The organism is Mesorhizobium sp. USDA 3734 (assembly GCF_056279665.1).
Genome location: NZ_JBWCCW010000001.1, coordinates 4,770,243 through 4,796,026, shown reverse-complemented (window position 1 = coordinate 4,796,026; position 25,784 = coordinate 4,770,243). Strand labels below are relative to the sequence as shown.

Genomic DNA, 25,784 nt, shown 5'->3' with positions numbered 1-25,784 from the left:
ATCGCTTTCCTTTGGGGCCATTCCGAGCGCCCCGCGCTGGAGATGCTTCTGGCGACAGGCGGTCATGATGTGCCTTGCGAGCCGCTTTGCGATTGAACCGCAGTTTTTTGCAGTTTTGGCTTTTGCTGCCCCGACAATCTCGGATATGAAGCGGACGGCTTAGATTAAAGCCTGTCCACATTGAAATGGTTACAAAGGATACGACTATGGCGACCGGAACGGTAAAGTGGTTCAACAGCACGAAGGGATTTGGATTTATCCAGCCCGACAATGGCGGTCAGGATGTTTTCGTCCATATTTCTGCTGTCGAACGCGCGGGCCTCTCGACCCTCACTGACGGCCAGAAGATCAACTATGAGATCGAACAGGACCGCCGCACTGGCAAGTCCTCTGCTGCTAATCTCAGTAAAGCTGGCTGAACTTTTTCCTCCGCCGGGCGGTGCCGGAGTATGTTCTGACGGCCGCTGATAGGAGCGGGCGAGAAACGTTGATCGACCGAAAGGCCGGGGCAGCAGATGGCTGCTTTTCTAGAAGGGAAGGCGGGGTTGGTCCCCGCCTTTTTTCTGTACAGATTTACACCTGTGGCGGCCGCGCGCTCCGGAACGAATCTAGAATAGATGGAATCACGCTGCGACCTTCTTGCGGGTCCTAGTCGGCGGCGTGTTCGTCTCCGGCTCTTTCGGTCTGCGGCCGAGCCCCATCGTCTTAGCCAACGCAGAGCGCGAGGCGGCGTAATTCGGCGCGACCATGGGATAATCCGCGGGCAGCCCCCATTTGGCGCGATATTCATCCGGCATCATACCATAGTGGGTCGACAGATGGCGCTTTAGCGATTTGAATTTTTTGCCGTCCTCAAGGGAGATGATGTAATCCGGTGTCACCGATTTCCTGATCGGGACAGCAGGCTTCAGGACCTGCGGCTGTTCTGCGGAGACACTTCCGACCCTGCCTTCCAGTGCCGCGTGCACTTGGCCGATCAGTGCAGGGAGGTCCCCCACCGGGACGGGATTGTTGGAGACATAGGCTGAGACGACATCGGCGGTAAGTTGGATGAGGTTGTCGATGTTTTTGTGGGCTTCTTCTGTCATGAAACTCTCCAGGCGGATTGAACCTTAGTCGGCGAAGCGTCGCTTCTAGTGGTGCTTGCCCATGAAAGCAATAAACGTCTCGGCAGGATTATTCGATGCTCGTCCAACATCGAGGTCTATAGCGTCGTACCAGGCGGTCGTGAACGCTGATCTGCCCGGTGATGGCTGTTCCATAACTGGTTCAGTATTGGCTTTCATTCCCGATCTCGCCCCTTTGAATTTTGCAAAAGGAGGAGCGGAAGACGCAGACAGCTTAGTTAAGCACCACGAGCCGTGTGTCCGCTGAGTACAAGACCTTCGGCCGTATGAAACACGTTAGCGTTGTCGTGGCATTTGTCGCGACGGCCGCAGAAACCCACCAAGCCATCGGGGCCAGCAACCAGCGAGGCGCGCCCACCTATTGGAGTCCACTGTCGTAGCGATGAGCACGCCGTAGTTGCGGTTTCTGCCGCTCGATTGCGTACGCGACTTGGCGGGGCAGGCCAGAATCCTCTCGATCGACTGATCTAGCGCAAGGCGTTTGCGAGCCGCAGATGCAGGATGGCTTCCGTGCCACAATGCAGCGAGACATTTATGAAAATTCTATTCACTGCGACGGCTGTTGCCCTGCTGGCAGCCACCGCTTTCGCCGCGCGACTGATCCCCGTAAACCCCAGAGAAGCGGCACTGGCCACCTTCAAGGCTTTACCATCCACGCCGACGGTCGCCAACAACCCGATCACACCGGATAAGATCGCCCTGGGCAAGGCGCTGTTCTTCGATCCACGCCTCTCGTCATCATGGGTCGTCTCGTGCAACTCGTGCCACAACTTGGCGACCGGAGGCGACGATAATCATGAAACTTCGATTGGCCATGGTTGGCAGAATGGACACCGCAACGCTCCGACGGTGTTTAACAGTGTCTTTAACAAAGCGCAGGATTGGGACGGTCGCGCTCCAGACCTGAAGGCTCAGGCGAAAGGACCCATACAGGCCCTTGTCGAAATGGCCAACACACCGGAGCGAGTGGTGGAGACGTTCAAGTCGATGCCGCAATATGTCGAGTTGTTCAATTCAGCTTTCCCGGATGAAGCCAATCGCATTACCTTCGAAAACGTAGCCAAGGCAATCGAAGCCTTTGAGACGACACTGGTCACGCCGGCCCCCTTCGACGCCTTCCTCAATGGCGATGACGCCGCCACTAGTTCCGAAGCGAAACAGGGCCTGACTCTTTTCATCGAAAAGGGCTGCTCGTCTTGCCATTTCGGTATTAACGTTGGAGGGGAAGGGTATCACCCATTCGGCGTTGTTGAGAAGCCTAGCGCCGACGTTCTGCCGGAGAACGACAAGGGCCGATTTGCCGTCACCAATGCAGCCGAAGATTCCTATGTTTTCCGCGTGGCACCGCTGCGCAACGTAGCAATCACAGCGCCATACTTTCACTCGGGCAAGGTTTGGGACCTGAGACAGGCCGTCGCCATCATGGCGACCACCCAGCTTGGCGTAAAATTGAAGGAAAGGGAAGTCGACCTGATCGTCGCCTTCCTCAATTCGCTGACCGGAAAGCTACCGGAGATAACCTATCCCATATTGCCGGCTGAAACGGCGGCAACACCTCGACCTCAATCGCCGATCTTGGGGAAATAGAGGATCGCGGCGATGACCTCAGCCATTCCGAATAGCACCAGTTTGGATCTGGGTCGCATCCTGTACCCCGCCCCTTCAGGCAACCCGGAAGCATCCGACAGCCCAGCGATTGGCCGGACTCGCGCAGCGGAAGCCATTGCTAATCGCGGCCTCGTCGATCCGGATCATCCTTGCGCGGGCTCTGTCAAGATCGGGCACTTCAACGCCGACGGCGAGCGCGATCTGGCGGCAGGCTTCGGAGCGGGGTAGGTCATTGCGTACAAAAGATCAGGAGAGAATAGTCTCTGGGCCCTCGAAGCCGGTCGGCGCGATGCCCAGAATGGCGATCTTGCCGCCATTGTTCATGGCGTCGATCATGTCGCGGAAGGCAGGCGCGGCATCCGACATTTCGAGGCCGACGTCAAAACCCTCAGTCATGCCGAGCGCCGGCATGATATCGCGCAGCTTTTCCTTCGACGCGTCGACGACATGCGGACGCCGAGCTTTTTGCCAATGCCAGGCGCACCGGGTTGATGTCGGTGATGACCACTTTCGCGCGCCGACGCACTGCGCCACCAGTGCGCCCATGATGCCGATCGGCCCGGCGCCGGCGACCAGCACGTCCTCGCCGACCAGATCAAAGGACAATGCGGTGTGAACCGCATTGCCCACGGGATCGAAGATCGCCGCGATCTCATCCGGCACATCGTCGGGGATCGGCACGACATTGTGCTGCGGGATCGCCAGGTATTCGCCAAAGGCGCCCGGCCGGTTGACGCCGACGCCGAGCGTGTTGCGGCACAGATGCCCCCGGCCCGCCCGTTGCGGCAATGGCCGCAAACGATATGGCCCTCGCCCGTGGCAAATAGTTTTTCAGCATGGTGGCAGACGCGGACTGAAGTTGTAGAAAGATCGCCAACGCACGTTCATGCCGCGCGTGAAAATTCCGAAGCCGGGAGCTAACCCGGCGCCCGCGACCACGAGACCCCGAAAGCCGGCGCCGCCGGCGAGTTTCCCGCACGTCGCTTGTACCTCGAGTATTTGACCGCGAAGCGATCACTCGGCCATCGACGAAGGTTTCAAAGCTTGGCAGGGTAGCCTTTGGCCCGGCGTCATCCGTCAGGACAATGATGGCATTCGTTGCGACTCGGCTTGGCCGGGCAGACACAACTCACCGAACGACTCAGCCTTTCTGGCTCCTCGGCTGGACTGCTCAGATCGCCATCATCTGCGCGCCGGGATCAATCCAGAATGGGCATGGCGTCCAGCCCGAGGCGGTGTTGAACTACAAGGTCATTCCTCAACTGCCGATCAGTATGGCCGTCAGCCCGACGATTAGAAGCTTCATACCGATTGGCATCGCATGCAAGATCTCCAGCGTCGCTGGGTGATCTGAGTGGCGGCAGTAGCGATACACACGATTATCGCTACTCTGTTCCTCTGCAGGCCGCGCTCCTTTCGCGGCGTCGCGGCGACGAGCGCGCACCCTGAACTGCCATTTGAGAAACAAGCAGACCTCAGAGGTCGATTTGTCCTTCGTCCTCTGCCAGCTCGAAGCTCCGCGGGAAAAAGGCTTTCTCCGTGGTCGATACAGTACGACCACAAACCAATGCGGCTCTCACCTCGAAGCCTTTCTCTTCAAGCCGCTTTTTGGTGGCCAGGAGCGTGCCGCCGGTCGTCACGATGTCATCGACAAGCACCACGCTTCGTGGGCGCACCGCGTCGCGCACTCCCAAAAAGGGATAAACAGCGTCAAAGCCCCGATCGCCGCCTTCGGAAGCCGGGAGCAACTCCGCTGTGAACGTTGCTATGGGCATTATGAGATTCGGCATAGAATCCGGCTTGGCTTCCTCCAACATCACTCTCGACCGAAAATGAGCGATCGAAAACGAGTCCTTCGACGGGACTGGGATCATCGCCTCATTTGGGTAGTGATCTCTCATCGTTTCCGCGAGAAAGCGACCGAAAATCTCTCGCGCTCTCTTCGCGTTATTCTCTTCGATTCTTTCAGGCCCTTTTTTGAACGGAACTGTCAGATATCCATTCATTTCACCGTTCTTCACTGCGCCGCAAAACTTGTAAGATTGCCAGAGCTCATTCGGCCTTGGCGCCAAATTCTTGTGCGCCCAGTGACTGTAATAGCAACAAAGATAGTGAACTTTCACAGCATCAGCCGATGGCGTCGAGCACTTCCTGCACCGACGATAGGACAGCGACACGCGGCGATTTCAGGAACTTGGAAGGCCATTCCAAATCCCGGTTCTCGGCAACTGACCGCATGATAAAGAGCCAACGGCCGAGTCGCACACACTCTGCCGCCTGATGTAGCGTTCCAGACGTGTCAGAGGCTTCAACGATTACGCTCGCGTCCGTGAGGGCCGCCATCAATTTGTTTCGCTTCGGAAAATCCGACGGGAAGGTTCTCTGGCCGGGTCGAAACTGCGAGATGAGCAAGTGCTCCCGGTAGATTTCCATCTGCACCTCGGAATGCTCCGCCGGATACGTCTTGTCGAGCGGAGTGCCTATCACCGCGATTGTGCTACCGCGCGCGTCAATCGCCCCCCTGTGAGCAGAGATATCAACGCCCTTCGCAAGGCCGCTGGTCACCACGATTCCTGCTTCTGTAAGTTCCCTGGCTACCCGGCGCGCTCGCATCACCCCGGCTTCGCTCACGTCACGGGCGCCGATTACGCAAACACACTTCCGTTTCAGGAGCGACAAATCGCCAGACCAGAAGACTGTTAGATCCGCATCGCCAGCTTTGTCGAAAAGGCTTTCTTGTTTTGCGTCGACCGGTCTGCCTGTAAACGCAATCAGGTCGTGCAGAAAGATCGCATGGACGTCGTGGGGTGGAGCATAGCGAAACGGTCGACCTGAAGAGGGAGCGCTTCGTTCTTTGCCTCTGGCCATTCGCTGTAGCAACACGACCCCCTGTGTTTGCCGACGCCATCGCCGAGCTGACGTTTATCGCGATTCGTCAGCGGCAGACAGGCCGATCCATGACGGCTTCTGTGGAGAATCATATGACAGATATGGTCATGGGGCAAATGACACCACATCGCATGGCGCCGAAGTTCCCTATCAGGTTTTGAACTGCCACGAAGCGCATTGTATCCGTCGACCTATTTTTTGACGCATCCGACCAGGTGCTTTTGGGTGGAGCTCTGAACGAACTTGCGCCAGACGGCGGTGTGGTGATGATCACGATCGCCCGGAACTGCTACCCGCCGGTGCGACAACGTTACGGAGCCTCAAAATTCCAGAGGAAAGCCGTCATCTTTTACGGACCGCATGCGATATCTGGATTTAGACGCGCTTGCCTGGACCGCCTGCACAAGGGGAAGGTGGCCAGCACGTTGCGGAAAACGCGCTGCTACAGCAACCCCGCCTGCTCAGCCTCGTGGCGCAGATTCTGCCGCGGCCTTGGCCCGATCTGCTGGATCACCAGCCCGGCCGCCAGCGAGCCGAGATCGCCGCAATGCTTCAGGCTGCGACCTTGTGTGTAGCCGTAGAGGAAGCCGGCGGCATAGAGGTCGCCGGCGCCGGTGGTGTCGACCAGCTCGCGGATTTTGGTCGAATTGATAGTGACGGTCTCGTCGCCGCGCACGATGATCGAGCCCTTTTCGGAGCGGGTGACGGCGGCGATCTTGCAATCCTTGCGGATCTGGGCCAGCGCCTCGTCGAACGAGGCGGTCTGGTACAGCGACTTGATCTCGTGGCTATTGGCAAAGACGATATCGACGGTGCCCGAGCGCATCAGCTCCAGAAACTCCTCGCGGTAGCGGTCGACGCAGAACGAATCCGACAATGTCATCGACACTTCGCGCCCGGCTACGTGGGCGAGCTTCGCCGTCTGCCGGAACGCTTCCTTGGCGCGCGGCGGGTCCCACAGATAGCCCTCGAAATAGGTGACGGCGGCGCCCGACGCCTTGTCCGCCTCGACATCCTCCGGACCGAGCTCGACGCAAGCGCCGAGATAGGTGTTCATCGAGCGCTCGCCGTCCGGCGTGACGAAGATCATCGAGCGCGCCGTCGGCGGTTCGCCATTGAGCGGCCTGGTGTCGAAGGCCACGCCCTGGGCGTGCATGTCATGGGCGTAGATTTCGCCGAGCGTGTCATTCGAGACCTTGCCGAAGAAGGCGGCGCGGCCGCCGAAGCTGGCGACGCCCGCCGCCGTGTTGCCGGCGCTGCCGCCGGAGGCTTCGATTGCCGGGCCCATGCGGCTGTAGAGCAGCTCGGCGCGCCTCGTGTCGATCAGGTTCATCGCGCCCTTGATGATGCCGTTCGTCTCAAGGAATGCCTCGTCGCACTGGGCGATGATGTCGACAATGGCATTACCGATACAAAGCACGTCATAGTTCGGCATCAATCATGTCTCCGCGAAAAACCACCGGCTTTCTGGCATGCCGGCCGCGGGCGGTTTTTTTGGCGAAGGCTGCCGTATGCCGCTGACCCAACATCCGCGCATCACGCAGCTGCCGGTCCTGCCTCACGCAGCAGGTCGTTTGCTCTGTCCGTCCTTTCCCAGGTGAACTCCGGCTCTTCGCGACCGAAGTGTCCGTATGTCGCGGTCTTGCGGTATATCGGGCGTAAGAGATCAAGCATTTTGATGATGCCTTTTGGTCGGAGATCGAAAAGCTCAAGAACAGCGCGCTCGATCCTTTTTTCGTCGATCTTTGCTGTTCCGAAGGTATTGACCAGGATAGACACCGGCGCGGCCACACCGATCGCGTAGGCAAGCTGAACCTCGCAGACCTCCGCCAGGCCGCTGGAAACAACGTTTTTTGCGACGTACCTCGCCGCATAAGCGGCCGAGCGATCAACCTTGGACGGGTCCTTGCCCGAAAAGGCGCCGCCACCGTGACGCCCCATCCCACCGTAGGAATCGACGATGATCTTGCGTCCGGTGAGCCCGCAGTCGCCGCGCGGCCCACCGACCACGAACCGGCCTGTTGGATTGACCAGGAATCTTATCCCCGTCGTATCGAAGTCGGGGGGCAGGACTGGCCTTATGATCTCCTCAATCACGCCTTCGCGGACCGTGGCTTGTGAGACCTCCTCGTCATGCTGCGTTGACAGGACTATGGTATCCAGCGCCACAGGGCGCTTACCTTCATAGCGGACGGATACTTGAGATTTCACATCCGGGCGCAGCCAGCTAAGCCGCCCCGTTTTCCGCACCTCTGCCTGTCTTTTTGTCAAATCGTGAGCTAGTTGGATTGGCAGCGGCATCAAGGTTTCGGTCTCGTTGCATGCGTACCCGAACATGAGGCCTTGATCCCCCGCTCCTTGCTCGAGATCCTGCCCTCGTCCCTCGTCAACGCCCTGGCTGATGTCCGGCGACTGCTCGGTTAGGGCCAGGATCACGGCGCAACGCCGACCGTCAAAGCCGATGGCGTCGTCGTCATATCCAATATCCAAAATGGTGTCTCGGGCAACTTGGCTGTAATCGATCTGCGCATGGCTGGTGATCTCGCCAGCCAGAACTACGATCCCTGTCTTCACCAACGCTTCACAGGCGACACGAGCCTCAGGATCCTTACGAAGGATCGCATCGAGGACGGCATCTGAGATATTGTCGGCCATCTTGTCGGGATGTCCCGCGCCGACGGATTCGGAAGAGAACACGAATTGCCTGGTCATAAAATGCCCTCGCTTGAAATGTTGGAGTTAGGTGTGACACTTGCATTGGCCGTCTTACCTCTCGGGGATGCCAGGCACGTCGAACGCAGCGCAGAAGTCGGCGACGTCTCTCCGCACGCAGGCATGACACCCGGATCATCGGGCTGGCGGCAAACCAGGTCGATGAAAGCGGCAATCTGCATCATTTCCGTCTCGCGCATGCCCATGGACGTCACCGCTGGTGTTCCTAGGCGGATGCCGCTTGTGAGCGCCGGATGCCGCCGGTCGCCCGGCACCATATTAAAATTCGCAATGATACCTGCTTGCGAAAAGCGCTCGGCATAGGCTTTGCCTGACAGCGGCCGGTCACGAAGATCAAGGATCAGCATGTGATTGTCCGTCCCGCCGGTGACCAGGTCATAACCTCGCTCCAGAAGCGCCTGGGCCAGAGACTTCGCGTTCTTGATGATCTGGTGACCGTTGACACGAAATGACGGGTTCGCTGCTTCCTGCAAAGCGACGGCTAGCGCGGCGATAGTATTCATATGTGGTCCGCCTTGCAGGAGAGGGACACGGCGCGGTCTATACGTGTGGCCAGATTGTGTTTGCTCTTCGGATGATAGAGGGGCTGATAACGGTCTTCATTCCTCGATAGAATGAAGCCACCGCGGGGCCCGCGCATCGACTTGTGAGAGGTGCTGCTGACCACGTCGCAATGGCGCACGGGGTTTGGATGCACTCCGGCGATAATTAGGCCACTGAGGTGGGCGATGTCGGCCACCAGATAGGAGTTCACCTCAGAAGCGATTTCGGCCATTGCCGCGTAGTCAAAAACACGCGGATAAGCAGTTGCGCCGACCCAAATGAGCTTCGGGCGTTCCCGCTTGGCCGTCTCCCGCAACCGGTGATAGTCGATCTGCTGCGTCTTTTCGTGCAACCCGTAAGGCACTCGCTGATAGTCAGTGCCGGAGAAGTTGACGGCCCAACCGTGAGTCAGATGGCCGCCACCGGGGAGGGGCAAGCCCATTACCTTGTCTCCCGGATTCAACAGTGCTCGATAGATAGCCTGATTGGCCGGCGAGCCGGAATATGGCTGGGCGTTAGCGTGTTCACAGCCGAATAGCGCCTTCAAACGCTCGATAGCGAGGTTCTCAAGCTCATCGACGATCTCGTTTCCGGCGTAATAGCGCGCACCGGGGTATCCCTCGGCATACTTGTTGGTGAAAATCGACCCGGTCGCTTCCAACACCGCCGAGGAGGCGAAGTTCTCGAAGGCGATAAGTTTGAGGGTTGTCCGCTCCTGGCGCTCCTGTCTTAGAAGCAGTTCGTGAACGCGACGATCTGTGGCGGCCAGGTGGGGCCGCCCGTAAATGTCGCACTGCGGTATGGTGCCGTTCGCCGAATGGTCCATGGCAGTTTCGCGCTCCAATTGGACTGATTCGATTTCAAGACAAGCAGACGGTCACCTTGGACCGCGCGACTTGTATCGCCTCAAGGCGTTGCAGGTCTTGTCTGTGATAGCCATCGCCGTGGGGCAGGAGATCAACCAACAATTGCAACAAGCCACCGTCCCTGCGTGCTGCTTCGAGGCGGTACGAGGACTGCGGACGTTGTTCGTTGCCGAGAAGAAAGCCGGCTCTGGCGAGCTGACGGACATGTCCCATAACGTGGTCACGGGGCAGAGCCAGAACTTCTGCCAGCTCGCAGACGGTTAGGTCCGCATGCGCGCAAAGTCCCAGGATCCGAAGCCGATCAAGATGAGCCGCCGCCCTTAGGCTCCTGACCAGTTTCATCATCGGTTGGGCGGTCGTCCTATTGATTCCGTCCACTTCGCGTCCTCCAGGCCTTCAGAGGAAATTGTCCGACAAGAGCAATACGTCGACCAGCATGGCAACTCGTTTTCCCGGCCAACATGGGTGCTCTTGCCGGCAATGCTTTAAACCCGCGCTGCAGGTTTTTGGCTCGGTACACGGCGCCACAGTCTCGACCCACTGGCGTCAGATGAAAGGATAACCATTCCCAGCGGTTTGGAGTGCTAAGAGTCTGCGATTTTCTTTAAAGGATCTGTTGCAAGCCGGCCATCGGCTAAGATGGGCGGCTGGTCCGATGAGGATATAATACAGGTCCACCATTGACCCCACGCTCGCGATCGTCTCAGCATTCAGGAGTTCTGGTCGACCTTCGAGGAGCATCTCGTTGCCCCAGAACGCAGCATGCCTGTGAGGACCTGGGTCCGACGCGACAGGGGGCGATGGTGCCACGGCGTATTGCCTGAACAGCCAAGTGTGGCGTTCATCCGCGTCGCTCAGGTAGCTAAGGCAACCGGCAAGATGATCGCGCCACTCAGTGGCTGCCAGTGTGAGTCCTTCCTGAGGATCTGGTCGATTTCGCGCGAGTCGAGCCGCACCTGCTGGTCACGGTGGTGTGTGTCGCCCGTCGATCGGCGGAATCAATTGCGAGTGTTCCCTATCTTCCACCCGACCGCAGTGATCGGTCAGTCCCACACCCAAGGTTCGCGTTTTCGTGCCCGAACTGAAGAGCTCTGGCCAAAGCCAGCTGCACTGCGCCGTTTCCGAAACGTCTAGTCACTTTTGCGAAGTGCGTGTTGGAATTGGTGAATCCGTGACACATTATCGCCACCGTTTAGCCGCGGCGTTGTCCCAATCTTCCACGAGATAGCCGGCGTTGCCCTGAGACGGTTCGATCCGGCACCGGCTCAAACCAGCCCCCCCGCTCAAGGGTCAGTGCCGGATCGAACCACCCTGCATCTCTTCTGAAAGAAATCAGGTGCGCCGCCCGACAAGCAAATGGCGGCATCAGAAGCGAGCTGATCCGCTTCATTGATAGATACATGTTCCCCCAAATTGCACAGCGTGCCAAAGACCTGCATACAACAATGATTTGATGTGGGCGTGGGCCGTCAGGCGAAAACGCATCTCGGGCCGGCATCAGGCGAGGGCAGGGACCTGGACTGCGACGCCAGCTCGCAATGGGGCGAGCCGCTCACGCTGATGCTCAAACAGCGCCGCTCGCGATACAGCCCGTCGGACCGATCAGCGTTTCAAGCACCGTTTGCCTGCCGGGCAAGGAGGCTGCCCGTAAAGACAACCCTTTATACGCGAGCAACGTGGCCGTGACTGTCTCTTCGGCTCGTCAGCTTCTCGACAGCTGAGACCTCCTAAGATGAGCAATCGACAGTTGGTTGCGATCGGAGGTTGAGGCGGATGGATATCAATATCGCTGGCCGTGAAAGAGCCGCAGGTTACCCCGGAACGTCATTCGCCACTCAGCAAGCAGACTTTGATCAGCACCTGCGCGAGGCAGCACAGCAGGGATCACTTGTAGGTTCAGCCACTCCTGAACTGGAGCATCACCTCGGCACGGCAGCCCGGCAGCCAAAACTTGTCGTCATCTCAAACCGCGTTGCGACATTCGACCCGCTTCAACCGAAGACGGGCGGGCTTGCTGCGGCCCTCGAGCCTGTGGTGGAACGCTCTGGCGCGGTCTGGATGGGCTCCTCGGGCAAGTTAGGCGACGGCAGCGAGCCCTTGGACATCGGGCAGCACGGCGAGGGCCAAGTGGCGAAGCTCGATCTGCCGCGCGAGCACTATTCTGGGTACTACGAAGGTTTCGCGAATTCGATATTGTGGCCGGCGTTGCACTCGCTGCCTGACCGGATGGCCGCCTCCGCAAATCACTATAAAAGCTACCAGGAGATCAACAAGTTCGTGGCGGGAGCCGCATTCCAGTTCAGGGATCGGGATGCAATCTGGGTCCATGATTATCACTTTCTACCACTTGGAGCTGGTCTGCAAAATCTCGGCGTCGACAAGCCGATCGGCTTTTTCCTGCATACACCATGGCCAGCACCCGACATGATCGAGCAGGTGCCCAACCATGATGAGCTCATGCAATCGATGCTCGCCTACGATCTGCTCGGCTTCCAGACCAACTGCGACCTGAACAACTTCCGCGCCTGCCTCCGTACCCATCTAGGGCTGGAAGTCGAGCACGGTGTAGTGATCTCGGCGCGCGGGCACACGCGTTGCCAGACATTTCCGATCGGTATCGATCCCAAACAGTTCGCACGGAATGCTTCGGAGTCGCTTGCGAAACCGGATCCCTATATCTCCTCGTTGCAGAAGAAACTCAACGGCGCGAAGCTTGCAATCGGGGTCGACCGGCTCGACTACACCAAAGGTATTGACGAACGGATTAAAGCCTTCGATCAGGTCTTGGCAGCCGAGCCGCGCAGCATAGTGCTGATGCAGATCGCCAACCCCTCGCGCACCGAAATCGAAGCGTATAAAATTTATAAGCGCGACGTTGAGAGCCTGGTCGAACGTGTCAATGACAAGCATGGCACGAACGAGTGGAGGCCCGTCCTTTATGAGAATAGTCCTTTCACCCAGGCTCAATTGGCAGGTCTCTACCGCGCTGCTCGGGTTGGCGTGGTGACGCCACTGCGTGACGGCATGAATCTGGTAGCGAAAGAATATGTCGCGGCGCAAGATCCGAACGATCCCGGCGTTTTGGTCCTATCGAAGTTTGCAGGCGCGGCCGAAGACTTTGATCAAAATGAGGCGCTGCTGGTGGATCCGACCCGCCCTGACGAGATCGCTGCCGCAATTTCCAAAGCGGCCAATATGCCGCGCGAAGAGCGCGTCCAACGCTGGCGGGCGATGATGGATAAACTTGAAGCATATACCATCCACGATTGGTCGGCGCACTTCGTTCAGGAGCTGGACAAAAGCCGGGTCACGGTGCGGGCGACCTGTTCTGACCTCGGCCCTGGTTGGATCAATTAGGCATGGGCCGTCTAACGCGGCCGCAATGTACGCCGCGCCGCAGCCCCATTGGTGAAGCTGACGAAACAAATCAGTTGGTAGCGGTACAGCAAAGACGTCGGAAGGGATTTGCGGACCGTTCGTTCGGCCGGATACACCTAGCCGGTGCAGGTTCCAGTGGGCAGCCCATCTTCGGCGTAACGGCGAGCAACAGTGCCTGTGAAGGCGGTGTGCGACCAAGCCGCTCCTAGCTCAGCAAATTTGAAGGCAACGCACCAAGTTTCGGGTGAAACCCTGAGGCACTGGGCTGAGCGACATCAGCCCTCAACATCATGACAGCCTCTTGCCGACCTGGAGATTGAATATGACGGGCCGTGGCCGAACTGGGAGATCGCGCATTGGCAATGCTGGAGCCGGATTGAGCAGTTCACGCTGGGAATCAGGTGGCATCCGTGGGGAGCCCACCGGATGCGTTCTGTGCCTCGACAGAACGACGTCATCCGTTCCCAATGCACGCTGTTCGGACGATCCCCTTGGCGACAGCTCTTCGCTGGCCCGGCTGCTACACCCCGGATCCTGGATACTGCGCTACGTGCAACCTCGGCGCCAGGCTCAGGTACTGAGCGGCGGCGCCGTTTTCGCTCAGTGCCGGGGCGTGGAGCCGCAGCGCCGGTCACGAGCCAGGTGTCTGTTTCGGGTATGGTCGGTGCCACTCCCGTGACCGACGAAGATGTCACCGCAGCAAGGCGACGATTGCAAGGCCTGCTTGAGGAACTCCGAGCTTGCCGTGATGCGGCCGGGCAGGCCCAGGACTCGGAGAAGAAGCAAGAACTGCTCGATCGCGTCGTTGATGCAACCTCGGCGGTTCTGGGCTGCCGAGCGAGCCTGCCCTTGCCTGTAGCGCGTAGCATTCTGTCCGACAATCAGGCCCGTCGACTCCGCGATCATGCCCTTTGCGTGGGGGACAAATGCAACGCAAAAGGCTCCAGCACTATCTCCTCCCTGGAAGCGCACAGGAACCGTGCGGCTAAAGTGTTCATGCTGCTCCAAAGCAACGCCACACGCGACCAGCTGAGCCAAGCCGCTTCCACCGTGGCGACGCACTATGCGGCCTGCATGGAGTGGTGGCAAAAGAAGGCACGCCGCTGCGAAATGATGCGCTCCGTCTGCGTCGCCACTGCCAACTTGCCAAGTGCAACGGCTGAGATGCGGCAGGTGGAGCAGGCCGCGCTGCGGCTGCGCGCCGGCTGGGCACTGAATACCAAGTTCATGCATCTGCAATCTCGGATCGCTCTTGCGCAGGTCACGATTGAGCCGCAGGCGAGCACGTTCGAAGCACCCGTCAAGGAAATTGTCATTGGTGAGAACGAGCAAGTGCGTCTGCTGGGAACCTTTATTGGCGACGTTTATCCGGCATTCCTCTCGACGGGCGACGCTGTCCTGCGCAGCAATGGGCGCCCACTCGACGCACATCACTGCGCTGTTTTGGGAGGAGTCATGGAGCGGCTTTCGGAATTTGCGTCGGCGTTGCAGCTCATTCGGACCAAACTAAACGATCCCCAAGCAGGTGCCGACCTCCCATTGGAACATTTGGGCCAGATAGTGGACGACATCAGGATCATTGCGCACGAGGTCATGCACTTCCTCGCGCTGCAGGCGAACGCGCCAGCCATCATCAAGGGGCCACCCGTCGCCAGGCCTCCGGCCGCGCGGCGGCCGGGACCGCAAGCCGTTGCGGGCGTCAGCGACTCTGTGCCAGAAGCCAAGATTCTCGTGGGCTCGGATCTAGGCACGAAGAAGCTCGTGAGCCCGAATGAAGCGCATGCGAGTTGGGCGGCAGACTTGGAGATCTGGCACACGATGTCGATGGAGGCCCTGAAGCAAACACTCACACTGGCGGACGAACTTTTGCAGTTCGATCAAGCTGGTCCGGAAACGCGCCAGATGAAGCCAGAGGACGCCGAACACGCCGTCGGCACCGTGGTCGAGCGCCTGCAAACGCAGGCCACCGAGATGCAGGCCTGTCTTGCCGCACTGGACGATCCTCGTCGACGCGACCTACTCACCCCTGTGCAAATGCGCGAAGAGCACGACAAAACTGTCAAGGTGATGTTGTCCGAGTCACAGAGACTGGCCAAGGCTTTGGATAACGGAAAGGCCGCTATTTCCATCGATTGCATGAAGAATACCCCTTTCCCACGCAGAAGTAGCTTGAACACTTGGCGGCGGCCAAGGAGTTGAAGCCTGCGGATCGACCTCGAGGCGTCTCGCTCGGCTGCGCGACGCCATGATCCGTAAGCAGATGCCGATAAACGATGCGGTGCTCGAGGTTCGAGGCCCAGCGGCGTGGCTCCGAGAAGGACGCACAGGTTAAGCCGCCGCCCCGCGACGATCTTGCTTGCGGGTCAGCGTCACTGTGAGGGCATCGAGTATCTCTCTTCAAGAGCGACCGCGTCACCTTTCGTTCCCGGACCTTTGTGGCCCTCCATTGCGCTGCGTCCCAGCAAACGCCACAAAACGAGCTGCGCTGAGCTGAGACTTCTGGTGAATGCTCCGAAATCAGCCTTGGCGAATGGCAGTAGCTGGCCGTTGCCACCCGATGACATAGGACCGGATTTGCGAGGCTCTGATATGTGCATGCAATCCGGTGCATGTGCACAGCTAGCGCAACCGCGCCAACGCACTCCGTCCGGACTTCCTTCAAAGCGTAAGCGACAGGTTGAGATTGTGCTGCACCATCTGATTCCCAGGCTCTGATTCGAGAGCTTGCCGATACAGCACCTGTGCCGCGTCATGCCGCCCCTCAAGGTCCAAGATCACTCCCTTCGCGTTCAATGCGCGCAAATTTCCTGGGGCCGCAACCAAGACCGTGTCGACTACCTGAAGCGCCTCATCCGGGCGCTTCTGGGCCACCAAAGCATTCGCAAGACGGATCGCGGCATCGACATTGTCCGGTTGCTGCTTCAGCTCATCGCGCAAAGCCCGCTCTTGAGCATCCTGGCCGACTGCCCGCAAGATCCGTTCGCGCATAGCCGGATCGATTTGGTTGGCGTTGAGCAGCTGTGGGGATGACGTCTCCTTCACTGAAAGAGCGGGCTTGTCCAAGGTGGCGCAACCGCCGAGAGGCAGCATGGCGAGTACAGAGAAGAGAAGTGAGTTCAGTCGAAAAGACCTAAATGCTCGGACGTCTGTATTCTGGTGTGAATTCATGCTTGGTTTCCAATTATCACGGAGTGCTATGACGTTCAGTCGTTGGCAGGGCGGATATTGCCGTTACTCGGATAGCCCACTGTTCGATGCAGGTTGGAGTTTGACGGACCCGGCGGGCTTAATCGTAAAGTCGGAAGCGAGTTCTTGATAAGACAGCACGGCAAGATCGATCCCGTTTCGGGTGAAAAAGCCGCGGACGAAGCGTCGGATATCCATTGAGGTTAAAACGACAGGGCGGGTCTGACCCGGTGCTGCGTTCGAATGGATCTGACGCATCTGTGACAGCAGCGCTTCGCTTTGCCGATCCTCTAGTACGAGGTAGGGACCTGCAGCCGAATCTCGAACTGCACTACGCATCACATCCTCACTCTCACGTTCGACGACCAAGGCGTGCACGACGCCCTCTCTATTGGCATAGCGGTGACAGATCTGCCGCTTCAAACCAGAACGAACATATTCCGTGAGCAGGGCAACGTTTTGCTCACGTTCGCTCCACTCCGCCAATGCTTCCAAGAGAAGGCGGGTATGGCGGATCGGGATACCTTCATCTAGGAGCCGGCGCAGCACATCCGCAATCCGAGGGATCGGCGTGGTGCGCAGCACCTCCTTCACCAGATCAGAATAGTCCTGCTCCATTCGGCCTAGCAATTGGCGGGTTTCTTGAATACCGATCAACCGCGGTGCGAAACGGGTCAACGCTGCATGGACGCGCAACGCGAGGAATTCGCCAGGACCGTAATGCGTGATGCCGGCGCCCTTGAGAGCCGGTGCATGGCTTTGTTCGGCCACGAGTCTGTCCGTTTTTGGATCACGCCGAAAGGGGATACCGCTCGACTCGATGTTCGCTACATTGTCTTTGAGCGTTAGCTGGCTCGGATCTAACACATCCTGTTCGACTGGCACCCCCTCGATATCTATCCGAAATTGCGACTCCAGCAACTGCTGGTCGACCGTGATAGGGATGGGGGGAACGACAATGCCTAGATCGGCTGAGACTAGTTGCGAAACGCGTGCAATCTCCTGCTGCAATTCGACTTGTTCGATCGCATGCATCAGGTCTGGCGCAAGGAAGAAAGCGATCGGACATTCCTGCGCGGGCGCGATTTGCTTTTGAGTGTCCCCTGCAGCTGCACTTGTAGCATCGACAACATCGCCCTTGACAAAGCTTGCCGCGGCGAAGACTGCGGCCAACATCAAGAAGATGGGCAGGGGGAAGCCAGGAACGAACGCCATTAAAACCAGGACGCAAGCTGCCAGCCGCAACGCTCGCTTGCTGGCCGTGAGCTGATTTACCATTTCGGTACCAAGATTGACCCTTGCCGCCCCTGTGACACGGGTAACGATGGTCGCCGCTGTAATTGACAGCAGCAGGGCCGGAATCTGCGATATCAATGCGTCGCCTATCGTTAGCAGAGTATAGTGATGCAGCACATCGCCGAAGGACATGCCCTTCGAGAGCAGGCCGATCGAAATTCCACCCAGCATGTTGATGAAGATAACCACCAGTCCGGCGATGGAATCGCCCTTCACAAATTTCATCGCGCCATCCATCGCGCCGTAAAGTTGGCTTTCCTTCTCCAATGCGGCGCGCCGCCTGCGAGATTCGTTGGCATCGATGTGGCCGTTGCGTAGCTCTGCGTCGACCGCCATTTGCTTACCCGGCAGAGCGTCGAGCGTGAAGCGCGCCGCCACTTCTGCTACGCGTTCGGCGCCCTTCGCGAGGACCATGAATTGCACCATGGTGACGACCAGAAATATGACGAAACCCACCACGATGTTGCCCGAGATCACGAATTCGCCGAACGTATGGATGATGGCGCCTGCCTCCCCCTCGGCCAGGATCAGGCGCGTCGTTGCGACGGTGAGCGCGAGGCGAAATACCGTGGAAAGCAAGATGATGCCGGGCAAAGAGGAAAGATCAAGTGGAGTACTGACATACAGGGCAACCATCATCAGCAGGATGGCCAGTCCCATATTGAATCCTATCAGCGCGTCGACCACCACGATCGGGATAGGCAAGACCATCATAGCGATAGCCATAAGCAGCATCAACGCGACCATTAGGTCCGGGTTGGCCGGCGAACGCTTGATGAAGTTACGCAGGACGTCGGCCATCGAGGCCCCCTTTACGATTTATTTTGCTACGCAGAGAAGCGCAGCATTCGAAGTCTGAGAGCCTCGTCCGCATTGGGCGGCCAGTCGGCAGGCTTTGCATGAGAACCAGAGACATGCGCGAAGTTGGCTGGTCAGCAGGTGTTTCAGTCTGTCCAGGTTTGTCAGTACCGGGCGCGGCAGAATGGTTGCTGACCATGCAATTCTGCTTGATAGGGCCTGCGGACTAATACGGAAGAGCAGCAAGGCGGCCATTGCGGCTCAGCAGCACACGACCGTCCTCGATCCGGTCGACTGTCCACCCATCATCCAGAATGGCGCCGACAAAATACTTCTCGCCATCGATGACAAGATACGGTTGCGGGCCATGCCAAACGGCTTCAACTGCGATTGCGGATGGCGCCTTTTCGTCTTTGATGAGCACTCCATTGACCAGTGCTAGAGTGCCCTTGGTGCGATGATCGAACCACTGCTGGAGCTTCTGCCAGCTGATGACCGATTCCGATGTGACGGTACCCTCCGCTGTCACAGCGCCATTTGCGGAGCCGACCTTAACATTGAGAAGACCCGCTCTATCGACCTCCTCCTGCAACTCTTTGGCCGCTGCCTCCGCAATCTGGTCGTTAGAGCGCTGACTGGTCAGCTTCGTCTCATGTTCGGCACCGGGTGAATTGGCGCTCAATGCACCAGCATTGCCGTAGTAGGAGAAAATGGCCGAGAGCACGCCGATCCCGAGAGAGCCAAGTAACACCAAGGCGAGCATGGAGATGGAGAGGCGTGGTATGCCGATCGAACCAGCCGGCGCTGCATCCTGCACTGACCAGAGAACGGACATTTCGCCTGCATGAATGACGACAGGAAGGGGCACCACAACGCACTCGCCCGCGGCAATATTCCGCTTGCCCTCGATGCTGAGTCCGGCTGCAAGTGCCTCGACCTCGATCGAGCTGCCAAGAAGAGTTATACGAAGATGATGCGGTGCCAGTCCTTGCTCGACGAAGATCATATCGGCGTCTAAGCCGCTGCCGACTACGCTCGTGTCGAGAGCAGCCTTACCGGTCGTTCCGCAATAAAGCCCCGACAGCACTTCGAAATGGAGGGAAACGGCGTCATCCACGGAGGATCTCTCAAACAAGGATAGAAGCCGCACGGCAATTGCCGTGCGGCTCATTTCAGTGCCACGTCGCGCTACCAGAGTGACGCGGTAGGGGGCAACCTAGAGCCCCGTTTCGACATTACGAAACGCGTTCGTCGGCCACCTTCTTGACTGTGGTGAGACTAGTCGTAACGGTACGCAGCTCCATACTCCTAGCCGTCGCCTCTGCCGAAGCGGCCTTTAGCTCCGCCATTTGCGCGTTAAATTGGAGTTCCGAAGCGGCGTGGTCCAGTGCGTTTCTACCAGTTGACGCCGCGGTACCAGCAATAGAAGCACCTGCACCTGCAGCTGCACCTGCACCTCCAGCTGCACTTCCAGCTGCGCCCGCACCTAAAATCGGCATGTCATTTCCTTTCTGTTAAATTCGTGCCGTAACCTACAGCACACACATCCTCACGCCGGACCATCCAGCGTCAGGCATTCTCTTCAGTGTCCGCCATAGTTTCTTCGGCATCCGCCATGGCATCGTTCATAATAGTCAACGCAACGGAGCAGAGAACTTCTTGGAAGGCTGCACTTAAATCTTGCGGGCCATCCCCAGACGTGGTCGGACCGTCCACCCGATCATTCCCGCCTGGCCGGTTAGGGTCATCATTCCCGCCTACCGGTTTGTTGGGGGCATCATTCCCGCCAACCGGCTTGTTAGGTTGGCCGGTGGACGGGTGCTCTGGTCGGTCGTTCGGTCTACGGGCCAAGGAAAACCCGAGGTTACCAACTCCACTCCCAATTCCTGTGATCATCAGTACTCCTGCATCCTTTCCATTGGCGGCGACGCCTAAAAGATAATCTCATCAAGCTACGAGCAGGAGCTTTCGAGAAGCTGACGAGTCTTTACAAAAAGCGGGCTACCGGAAAAAATCATTCGGGCACAGGTCGGGCTCCTGCTGCGGCAAACGTCTTGCGTCTTGGCAAGAGACAATGTGGGCAGTGCGTTTCTGCCGCATGGATCCGGCCTGACAGGAGCCTGACTTTCCTCCGCCGTAGGGCTAAGTCCGACGCTTCTTGCGATACCATTGTATGACTGCCACACGCAGTGTCCAAGCTTTTCCCACGATGGCGGGCTGAGGGCGCCGGAGGCAGACTCCGAGCTCCGGTTGACCGGAGCGTGTTCGCATACCGGCTGCGCCAGGCGAAGCGCATCGTCGACAGCGCTACTGCACTTCCGGCGATATCATCACGCATCCGACAACCGCTGCTAATGGCCAGCGATGATCGGATTGCAGGATGACTTGGCATTGGACGCGGAGCGTATGAGACGAGGGTTGCTCGGATGCGGGCAGATCGTCCTGAATCCAGCCGATCAGAGCTTGGAAGGCTGCAGGCATCCCCGTTTCAGCACGCGGGACGGACTCAAATACGCCCAGAGATCGCTTCCTGAGCAGGAAAATCGGTGTGTACTTCGGTGACTTATAGGAAACAGAATTGTAGTACTCGCTCCAATTAGCGATCTTGGATCTTGGCGCTCTCGGCAAGGGCGTTCAGGAGCTAATCGCGAAAGCAACCATTTAGCCGTCGACAATGACCTGTTGCGAGGGCTCGGCTTGAGCACTGTAGTGTCAGATGGTGCCATCGTCGCTGGCGATCCACATGGGTCGGCTGCAAGGCGCGAGGATTGCATCGAGTTCGTGAACCAGGCGCCGGGTGGAAAGCGAAGGTTGGCAACCAGCGCCGGGCTTTCGCGTGTGACCGCAACAGCTCTGCATGCCACATACATTCCCAGCGCCTCAACGCTATTTCAGGTTGGAAAGTGGTGAATGATCCCTCGATAAAGTGACGGCGCCCACGCCAGACGATTGATCCGGCGCCTTCGCAGCCGGTGTATGCCTAGGTTGTTTCCATCAACGATTAAACGCTTGAGCCAAGCCGGATTTTGCGCGCCCAGAAGAAACTCTTCGTCAGATAATCGTCAGCCAGGCGATCTATCTAGACCTGCCGTGCCCAACCGGCCTGACGGCGACGGAAAGATGGCAGTGCAAATCCTAGTTCAGTGAATTGGCGGCATTGCACTCATGAAAGCCTTGATACGCGAGGGCTCAGCGACATCAGCCCCAACGGCATAGACAACACATCCTCGCCTATAACGGAGACGGAATATGACGGGCATTGACCGATCTGGGAGATCGCGGACTGAAAAGAGGGCCGGCAGGGCGGGGGAGGCTAGCAGTTCGCGCTCGCAATCAAGTCTTGCGCCTGGGGAAGGCGGCCAGTCGTTCGATGCCGTCGTGGAGCAGATGCGCTCTGTGGGGATAAATAGAAGGACGCCCGCCGTTCCAATGCAGCGTGGTGTCGACGATGCCCCGCGCGACAGCGCGTCCGACCCCTCGGTTGGCATACACCGAACAATGAACACTGCGCGGCATGCAGCCGCCGCGCCACGTGCAGCTAGTCCGCGGCGGCGCAGTCTTCCCTCAATCTCGGAGGGTGAAGCCTTGGCGCCCGTCGCCAGCCAGCCGCCAACTTCAGGTGCGGCAGTCCCCATTTCCGAGGCACGGCAACGAATGCGCGGTCTGCTTACGGAAATGACCATTTGCTATAATGCGTCCACGAAAGACCCGCAGGCGCAAGAGCTGCTCGATCGGGTCATCGATGCAGGTTCAGCAGTTCTGGACTACTACGCCAGCCTGCCCCCGGCTTCGGCGCGGACCATTGTGGACGACGAGCAGGTCCGTATCTGCCGCTACCTCGTGTATGATGCGGTGAACTACTATAGCAGCCTTGCCGAACCGACTATCCACAAATTGCAAGGAACACTAAAAGCTTCGGAAGAAGTGTTTAGGATGATTCAATCCACGGCTACCCCGGACCAACTGAGCCGAGCGAATCTCAGTGTGGTGAAGGTGCATGTGGCCTGTGTGGACTGGTGGGAAAAGAAGGTAGGGCACCGCGAACGGGAGCGATTCGCCTGGGCCGCCACTGGCAACTTACCAAGTGCAACAGCCGAGATGCGGCAGGAAGAAGAGTCAGCGCTGCGGCTGTCCACCGGCCACACACTGTATGCCAAGCTCGTGCATCTGCAATCTCGGATCGGGCTCGCGCGAGCTAAGATAGAGCCGCAGGTGAGCACGCTCGAAGCACCCGTCGGGGAAATCCTCATTGGTGAGAATGGGCGAGTGCGTCTGCTGGGAGACTTCGTCGGAGACGTTTATCCGGCATTCCGCTCGGCGGCCGACGCTGTAACGAAGAACGAAGGGCGCCCACTCGACGCAGAGCACTGCGCCGTTTTGGAAGGAGTCATGGAGCGGCTTTCGGAATTTGCGTCGGCGTTCCAGGTCATCCGGACCAAACTGAACGATCACCCAACAGGTGCCGACCTGCCATTGGAACTGTTGAGCCAGATCGTGGACGGCGCGTGGATCATTGCGCACGATGTCATGCGCTACCTGGAACTGCAGCCAAAGCCGCCAGCCGTTGCACTGCCGGCCGACGCTGGCGCGGCGATACCGGCCGACACCGCCAAGGCTGCAGTGGCCGAAGGCACCGCAGCGCGCAAGAAAGTCAAAGGCAAGCACAAGCCGGCCGCTGGCGCTGAGAGTTTGGCGGCCGGGCGGCCGGAACCGCAAATCGCTGCGGCCGTCAGCGACCCTGCGCCAGAAGCCAAGGTTCTCGTGCGCTCGGAGCTAGGCACGAAGAAGCTCGCGAACGCGAGCGAGGCGAATGCGAGTGCGTCGGCGGCGGGCGAACACTTGGCAATCTGGCAGGCCCCGCCGTCCGCGGAGGACCTGACGTCACGACTCGAGCGGTTGGACGAACTTTTGCAGTTCGATGTGGCGGGTCAGCAAAGAACCGTCTCGCAAGCGCGCCAGATGAAGCCCGAGGACGCCGAACACGCCGTCGACACCGTGGTCAAGCGCCTGCAAACGCAGGCCACCGAGATGCAGGCCTGTCTTGCCGCATTGCAGGATCCTCGTCTACGCCTGCTACTGCCGTCTACGCAGCTATCCAAAGTGCACGAGAAAACAGACCACCTCGAAGAAATGTTGAGTCAGGCGCAGGGACTCGCCAAGACTTTGACCGAGCGAAAGGCAATTATTACGATCGAATGCATGAAGACCTACGCATTTCCGTCGCAGAAGCACCTTGAACGCTTGCGGGCAGCCGACGAGTTGACGCTTGCGGATTCCCCCCACGCGTTGAGGGGGGAGCCGGGCAATCTGTTCGAGATCAGGCTGCAGCCCAAGGCGCTGCACAACGGTGCAATGCCGAATCCGATGTGGGTGCACATCCATACAAACCGGCCGGTACATGCCCGACAGCTGCCAATGCTGGATGACGCAGCCTTCGCCGCTTGCCACGTCAAATCAAATGAACAGCGCGGCCACAATCGGCAGTGGCAAGACGCCCGGGCTGCGATCGGTCACGAAAACGTCGTGATCCACCGGGGCAAGCTCACTCCCGCGTTCTGCAAGTCCTTGTTGATCGCTTAGAGCCCATGCACGTCCATCTGGTTCCCGAGGCGCCAGCTTCAACGCAGGCTGTTCGCCAAGGCCGGTAGGTAGGCATCTCGCGAGCATGCCGCTTGTGGCGCCCCATGAGTTGTGGTGCCAGACAAGCTGTTCGCCAAGGCCGAGGCATCTCGCGAGTATGCCGCTTATGGGGCCCGGGACTTGTGGTGCCAGACGAGTAAATTAAAGCATTTCCGTCTTGAGCCAAAACGGAAATGCACGCGAGGTGCTCGAGTTGCCGGCCACGCGACTCAACTAGGGCAAAAGAGGCTGAGCGGCGCTGCCACTTTTTCTGAGGTTAGACGTGACAGCGCTCTCCGCCCTCGTCCGGCTCGCTCCGAAATCGATCCGGAAGATCGTCCGGCGACGAGCGCGGAACAGGATAACCGATCCGGTTCGCCGGCTTCAGCGGATCCAAACTCGCCCATGGTATGTTGTCCGGGAAAGACGGTCGAGAGGGCTGACACCAGCCCGGTTCTGAACGTGAAGAGGCGCTGTCCCCTCCCGACTGCGATTCGCTCGACTGCTGCAGCCGCCATCCGCATTCATGCCGCAGTTCATCCTCCGGGCGAGCTGGGCTGGATTGCTGCGGCTCCGCTGGCGCGGGGGCAAGGTGCTGGAACCAGGCCATTCGCACCGGAGGGGTTTATACGGCGATGAATCGAACCACCGCCGACTATCCACAAGCGTACTCGGATTCAGATATCCTTAGCGACCGAGCGCACGGCAACGGTTGGCAAGGGCCGGCCTCGCCGGCTGATCACATGAAGTCATCCTCGTACGAGTATCTGGGTGAACTTGGTGAGCTCTCGACATCGCTGCTCTCGCTATCCTCAGTTTTGCAAAGATAGAGCGGCGGTTTGTTGCACGCTGCCATTCACCGGCACTGTTCTTAGTCCACTGTTCGGGATGCTGGGTAGGGTCAAGGACCATGTCGCCATCACCCACCTCAACAAACCCCATCGTCGCTGCGCGGGCTTGTGCTTCTGGATTAGCCGCACGCCAATTCAGCAATGGCCGTTCGCCGTCCATCCGAAGTTGATGCTCCAGCAGAATATCGCCTGCATTCTCGACGAGCGGGTGAGCGACCTGAAGATCCACTATGGAGGTGATCTCAGTTCGGCCAGGAAATTGTTCCCGCCAATTTTCGGATTCGAACTCAGCCATGCTGAATCCGCGTTCTGTTCTCATGAGTCCGGCACTCTGGTCTCCCAATTGGTAGCTGAAATATCGCGCGCGCTCCGTATCGCGACGCACGCCGTATTGCTTAGCAACGTCCGCAGTGCGTCTTGCCCGTGAGGATACGAATTCCGAATACTCTTGCGGATTGTCGGCGATGTGCATGATTTTTTCCCCATGAAAATTGCCTCACCTCGCTTCTGAAAGTAGACCTGTCGATCTCTACCACCGGAGGTCTGGATTGAAGGGAATACGCTTTCGTAGCCCGCGATGATGAGCCGCCGCTGGAATCCGATCCAGCTAAGTCCATGCGGGCAAACGTGTCCGCGAACTGTTGAGTTTGTGAATCCGTTTGCCCGTTGGCACTACGCGTGTAGTGGCTATCGGACGAGCCACCAATTCGACCATACATAATATTGCACTCCTGTGTTCAGGCATTAGGTTGAGGCTGGTGTGACGCCACAGCCATAGGTAGCCGGTTTTGCTGACGACTAGCTGACGAAGGCATTCTTCTGATGCAGAAGTAAATTCGGCCAGCCGTTGGCGTTTCTTGAAATCAGGCTGCGACCTAGCGCAAGTGCGT

The 25,784-nt window shown here is 58.6% G+C and carries 16 protein-coding genes and 2 pseudogenes; 6 read left to right on the top strand and 12 right to left on the bottom strand.

Annotation, left to right across the window (positions count from 1 at the left end; all coding sequences use genetic code 11):
• The first annotated feature begins 206 nt into the window (after window positions 1-206).
• Window positions 207-419, top strand: coding sequence for a cold-shock protein (locus ACZ89F_RS23210; RefSeq protein ID WP_476094405.1), 213 nt, complete (start codon window positions 207-209; stop codon window positions 417-419).
• 204 nt (window positions 420-623) lie between these two features.
• Here ACZ89F_RS23210 and ACZ89F_RS23205 read toward each other — a convergent pair whose 3' ends face one another.
• A complete protein-coding gene (locus ACZ89F_RS23205; protein ID WP_476094404.1) occupies window positions 624-1,088 on the bottom strand; it encodes a Ros/MucR family transcriptional regulator in 465 nt (154 codons plus the stop codon).
• A gap of 573 nt (window positions 1,089-1,661) precedes the next feature.
• Here ACZ89F_RS23205 and ACZ89F_RS23200 point away from each other — a divergent pair.
• Window positions 1,662-2,714 (top strand): cytochrome-c peroxidase, encoded by a 1,053-nt coding sequence (locus ACZ89F_RS23200; RefSeq protein WP_476094403.1) that lies wholly within the window; start codon window positions 1,662-1,664, stop codon window positions 2,712-2,714.
• Between the two features lie 75 nt (window positions 2,715-2,789).
• Here the strand turns inward: ACZ89F_RS23200 and ACZ89F_RS23195 are convergent, their stop codons facing one another.
• The 7 genes and pseudogenes from ACZ89F_RS23195 to ACZ89F_RS23165 form a co-directional block, all read right to left on the bottom strand.
• Entirely contained in the window at window positions 2,790-2,936 is a 147-nt protein-coding gene (locus ACZ89F_RS23195; protein WP_476097344.1) for a hypothetical protein, read from the bottom strand.
• Window positions 2,937-3,005: 69 nt separating this feature from the next.
• Window positions 3,006-3,553: pseudogene (locus ACZ89F_RS23190) on the bottom strand (zinc-binding dehydrogenase); the annotation flags it as partial.
• Window positions 3,554-4,210: 657 nt separating this feature from the next.
• Window positions 4,211-4,741, bottom strand: a complete 531-nt coding sequence (locus ACZ89F_RS23185; protein WP_476094402.1) for a phosphoribosyltransferase — start codon at window positions 4,739-4,741, stop codon at window positions 4,211-4,213.
• 121 nt (window positions 4,742-4,862) lie between these two features.
• The gene (locus ACZ89F_RS23180) at window positions 4,863-5,603 is read right to left on the bottom strand and encodes a DNA-processing protein DprA (RefSeq protein ID WP_476094401.1); all 741 of its coding nucleotides are present in this window, start codon (window positions 5,601-5,603) and stop codon (window positions 4,863-4,865) included.
• 463 nt (window positions 5,604-6,066) lie between these two features.
• The gene (locus tag ACZ89F_RS23175; protein WP_476094400.1) at window positions 6,067-7,059 is read right to left on the bottom strand and encodes an adenosine kinase; all 993 of its coding nucleotides are present in this window, start codon (window positions 7,057-7,059) and stop codon (window positions 6,067-6,069) included.
• A gap of 101 nt (window positions 7,060-7,160) precedes the next feature.
• Window positions 7,161-8,336, bottom strand: a complete 1,176-nt coding sequence (metK, locus tag ACZ89F_RS23170; protein WP_476094399.1) for a methionine adenosyltransferase — start codon at window positions 8,334-8,336, stop codon at window positions 7,161-7,163.
• A 54-nt stretch (window positions 8,337-8,390) separates the two neighbouring features.
• A pseudogene (locus ACZ89F_RS23165) lies at window positions 8,391-9,726 on the bottom strand (serine hydroxymethyltransferase).
• Window positions 9,727-9,796: 70 nt separating this feature from the next.
• Between ACZ89F_RS23165 and ACZ89F_RS23160 the strand changes: the two are divergent.
• The 3 genes from ACZ89F_RS23160 (at window position 9,797) to ACZ89F_RS23150 (ending at window position 15,343) form a co-directional block, all read left to right on the top strand.
• Window positions 9,797-10,030: a hypothetical protein gene (locus ACZ89F_RS23160; RefSeq protein WP_476094398.1), complete on the top strand. Its 234-nt coding sequence runs from the start codon at window positions 9,797-9,799 to the stop codon at window positions 10,028-10,030.
• A gap of 1,509 nt (window positions 10,031-11,539) precedes the next feature.
• A complete protein-coding gene (locus ACZ89F_RS23155) occupies window positions 11,540-13,123 on the top strand; it encodes an alpha,alpha-trehalose-phosphate synthase (UDP-forming) (RefSeq protein ID WP_476094397.1) in 1,584 nt (527 codons plus the stop codon).
• A gap of 696 nt (window positions 13,124-13,819) precedes the next feature.
• Window positions 13,820-15,343: a hypothetical protein gene (locus tag ACZ89F_RS23150; protein WP_476094396.1), complete on the top strand. Its 1,524-nt coding sequence runs from the start codon at window positions 13,820-13,822 to the stop codon at window positions 15,341-15,343.
• 459 nt (window positions 15,344-15,802) lie between these two features.
• Here the strand turns inward: ACZ89F_RS23150 and ACZ89F_RS23145 are convergent, their stop codons facing one another.
• From ACZ89F_RS23145 to ACZ89F_RS23135, 3 genes are all read right to left on the bottom strand, one after another.
• Window positions 15,803-16,312, bottom strand: coding sequence for a tetratricopeptide repeat protein (locus ACZ89F_RS23145; protein ID WP_476094395.1), 510 nt, complete (start codon window positions 16,310-16,312; stop codon window positions 15,803-15,805).
• A gap of 63 nt (window positions 16,313-16,375) precedes the next feature.
• Window positions 16,376-18,427: a type III secretion system export apparatus subunit SctV gene (sctV, locus tag ACZ89F_RS23140; protein WP_476094394.1), complete on the bottom strand. Its 2,052-nt coding sequence runs from the start codon at window positions 18,425-18,427 to the stop codon at window positions 16,376-16,378.
• A gap of 223 nt (window positions 18,428-18,650) precedes the next feature.
• Window positions 18,651-19,541 (bottom strand): SctD/MshK family protein, encoded by an 891-nt coding sequence (locus ACZ89F_RS23135; RefSeq protein WP_476094393.1) that lies wholly within the window; start codon window positions 19,539-19,541, stop codon window positions 18,651-18,653.
• 2,468 nt (window positions 19,542-22,009) lie between these two features.
• Between ACZ89F_RS23135 and ACZ89F_RS23130 the strand changes: the two genes are divergently transcribed.
• On the top strand, window positions 22,010-24,004 hold the full coding sequence (locus tag ACZ89F_RS23130) for a hypothetical protein (RefSeq protein WP_476094392.1): 1,995 nt from the start codon (window positions 22,010-22,012) through the stop codon (window positions 24,002-24,004).
• A 726-nt stretch (window positions 24,005-24,730) separates the two neighbouring features.
• Here the strand turns inward: ACZ89F_RS23130 and ACZ89F_RS23125 are convergent.
• Window positions 24,731-25,366, bottom strand: a complete 636-nt coding sequence (locus ACZ89F_RS23125) for an effector protein NopP (protein ID WP_476094391.1) — start codon at window positions 25,364-25,366, stop codon at window positions 24,731-24,733.
• Window positions 25,367-25,784: the final 418 nt, after the last annotated feature.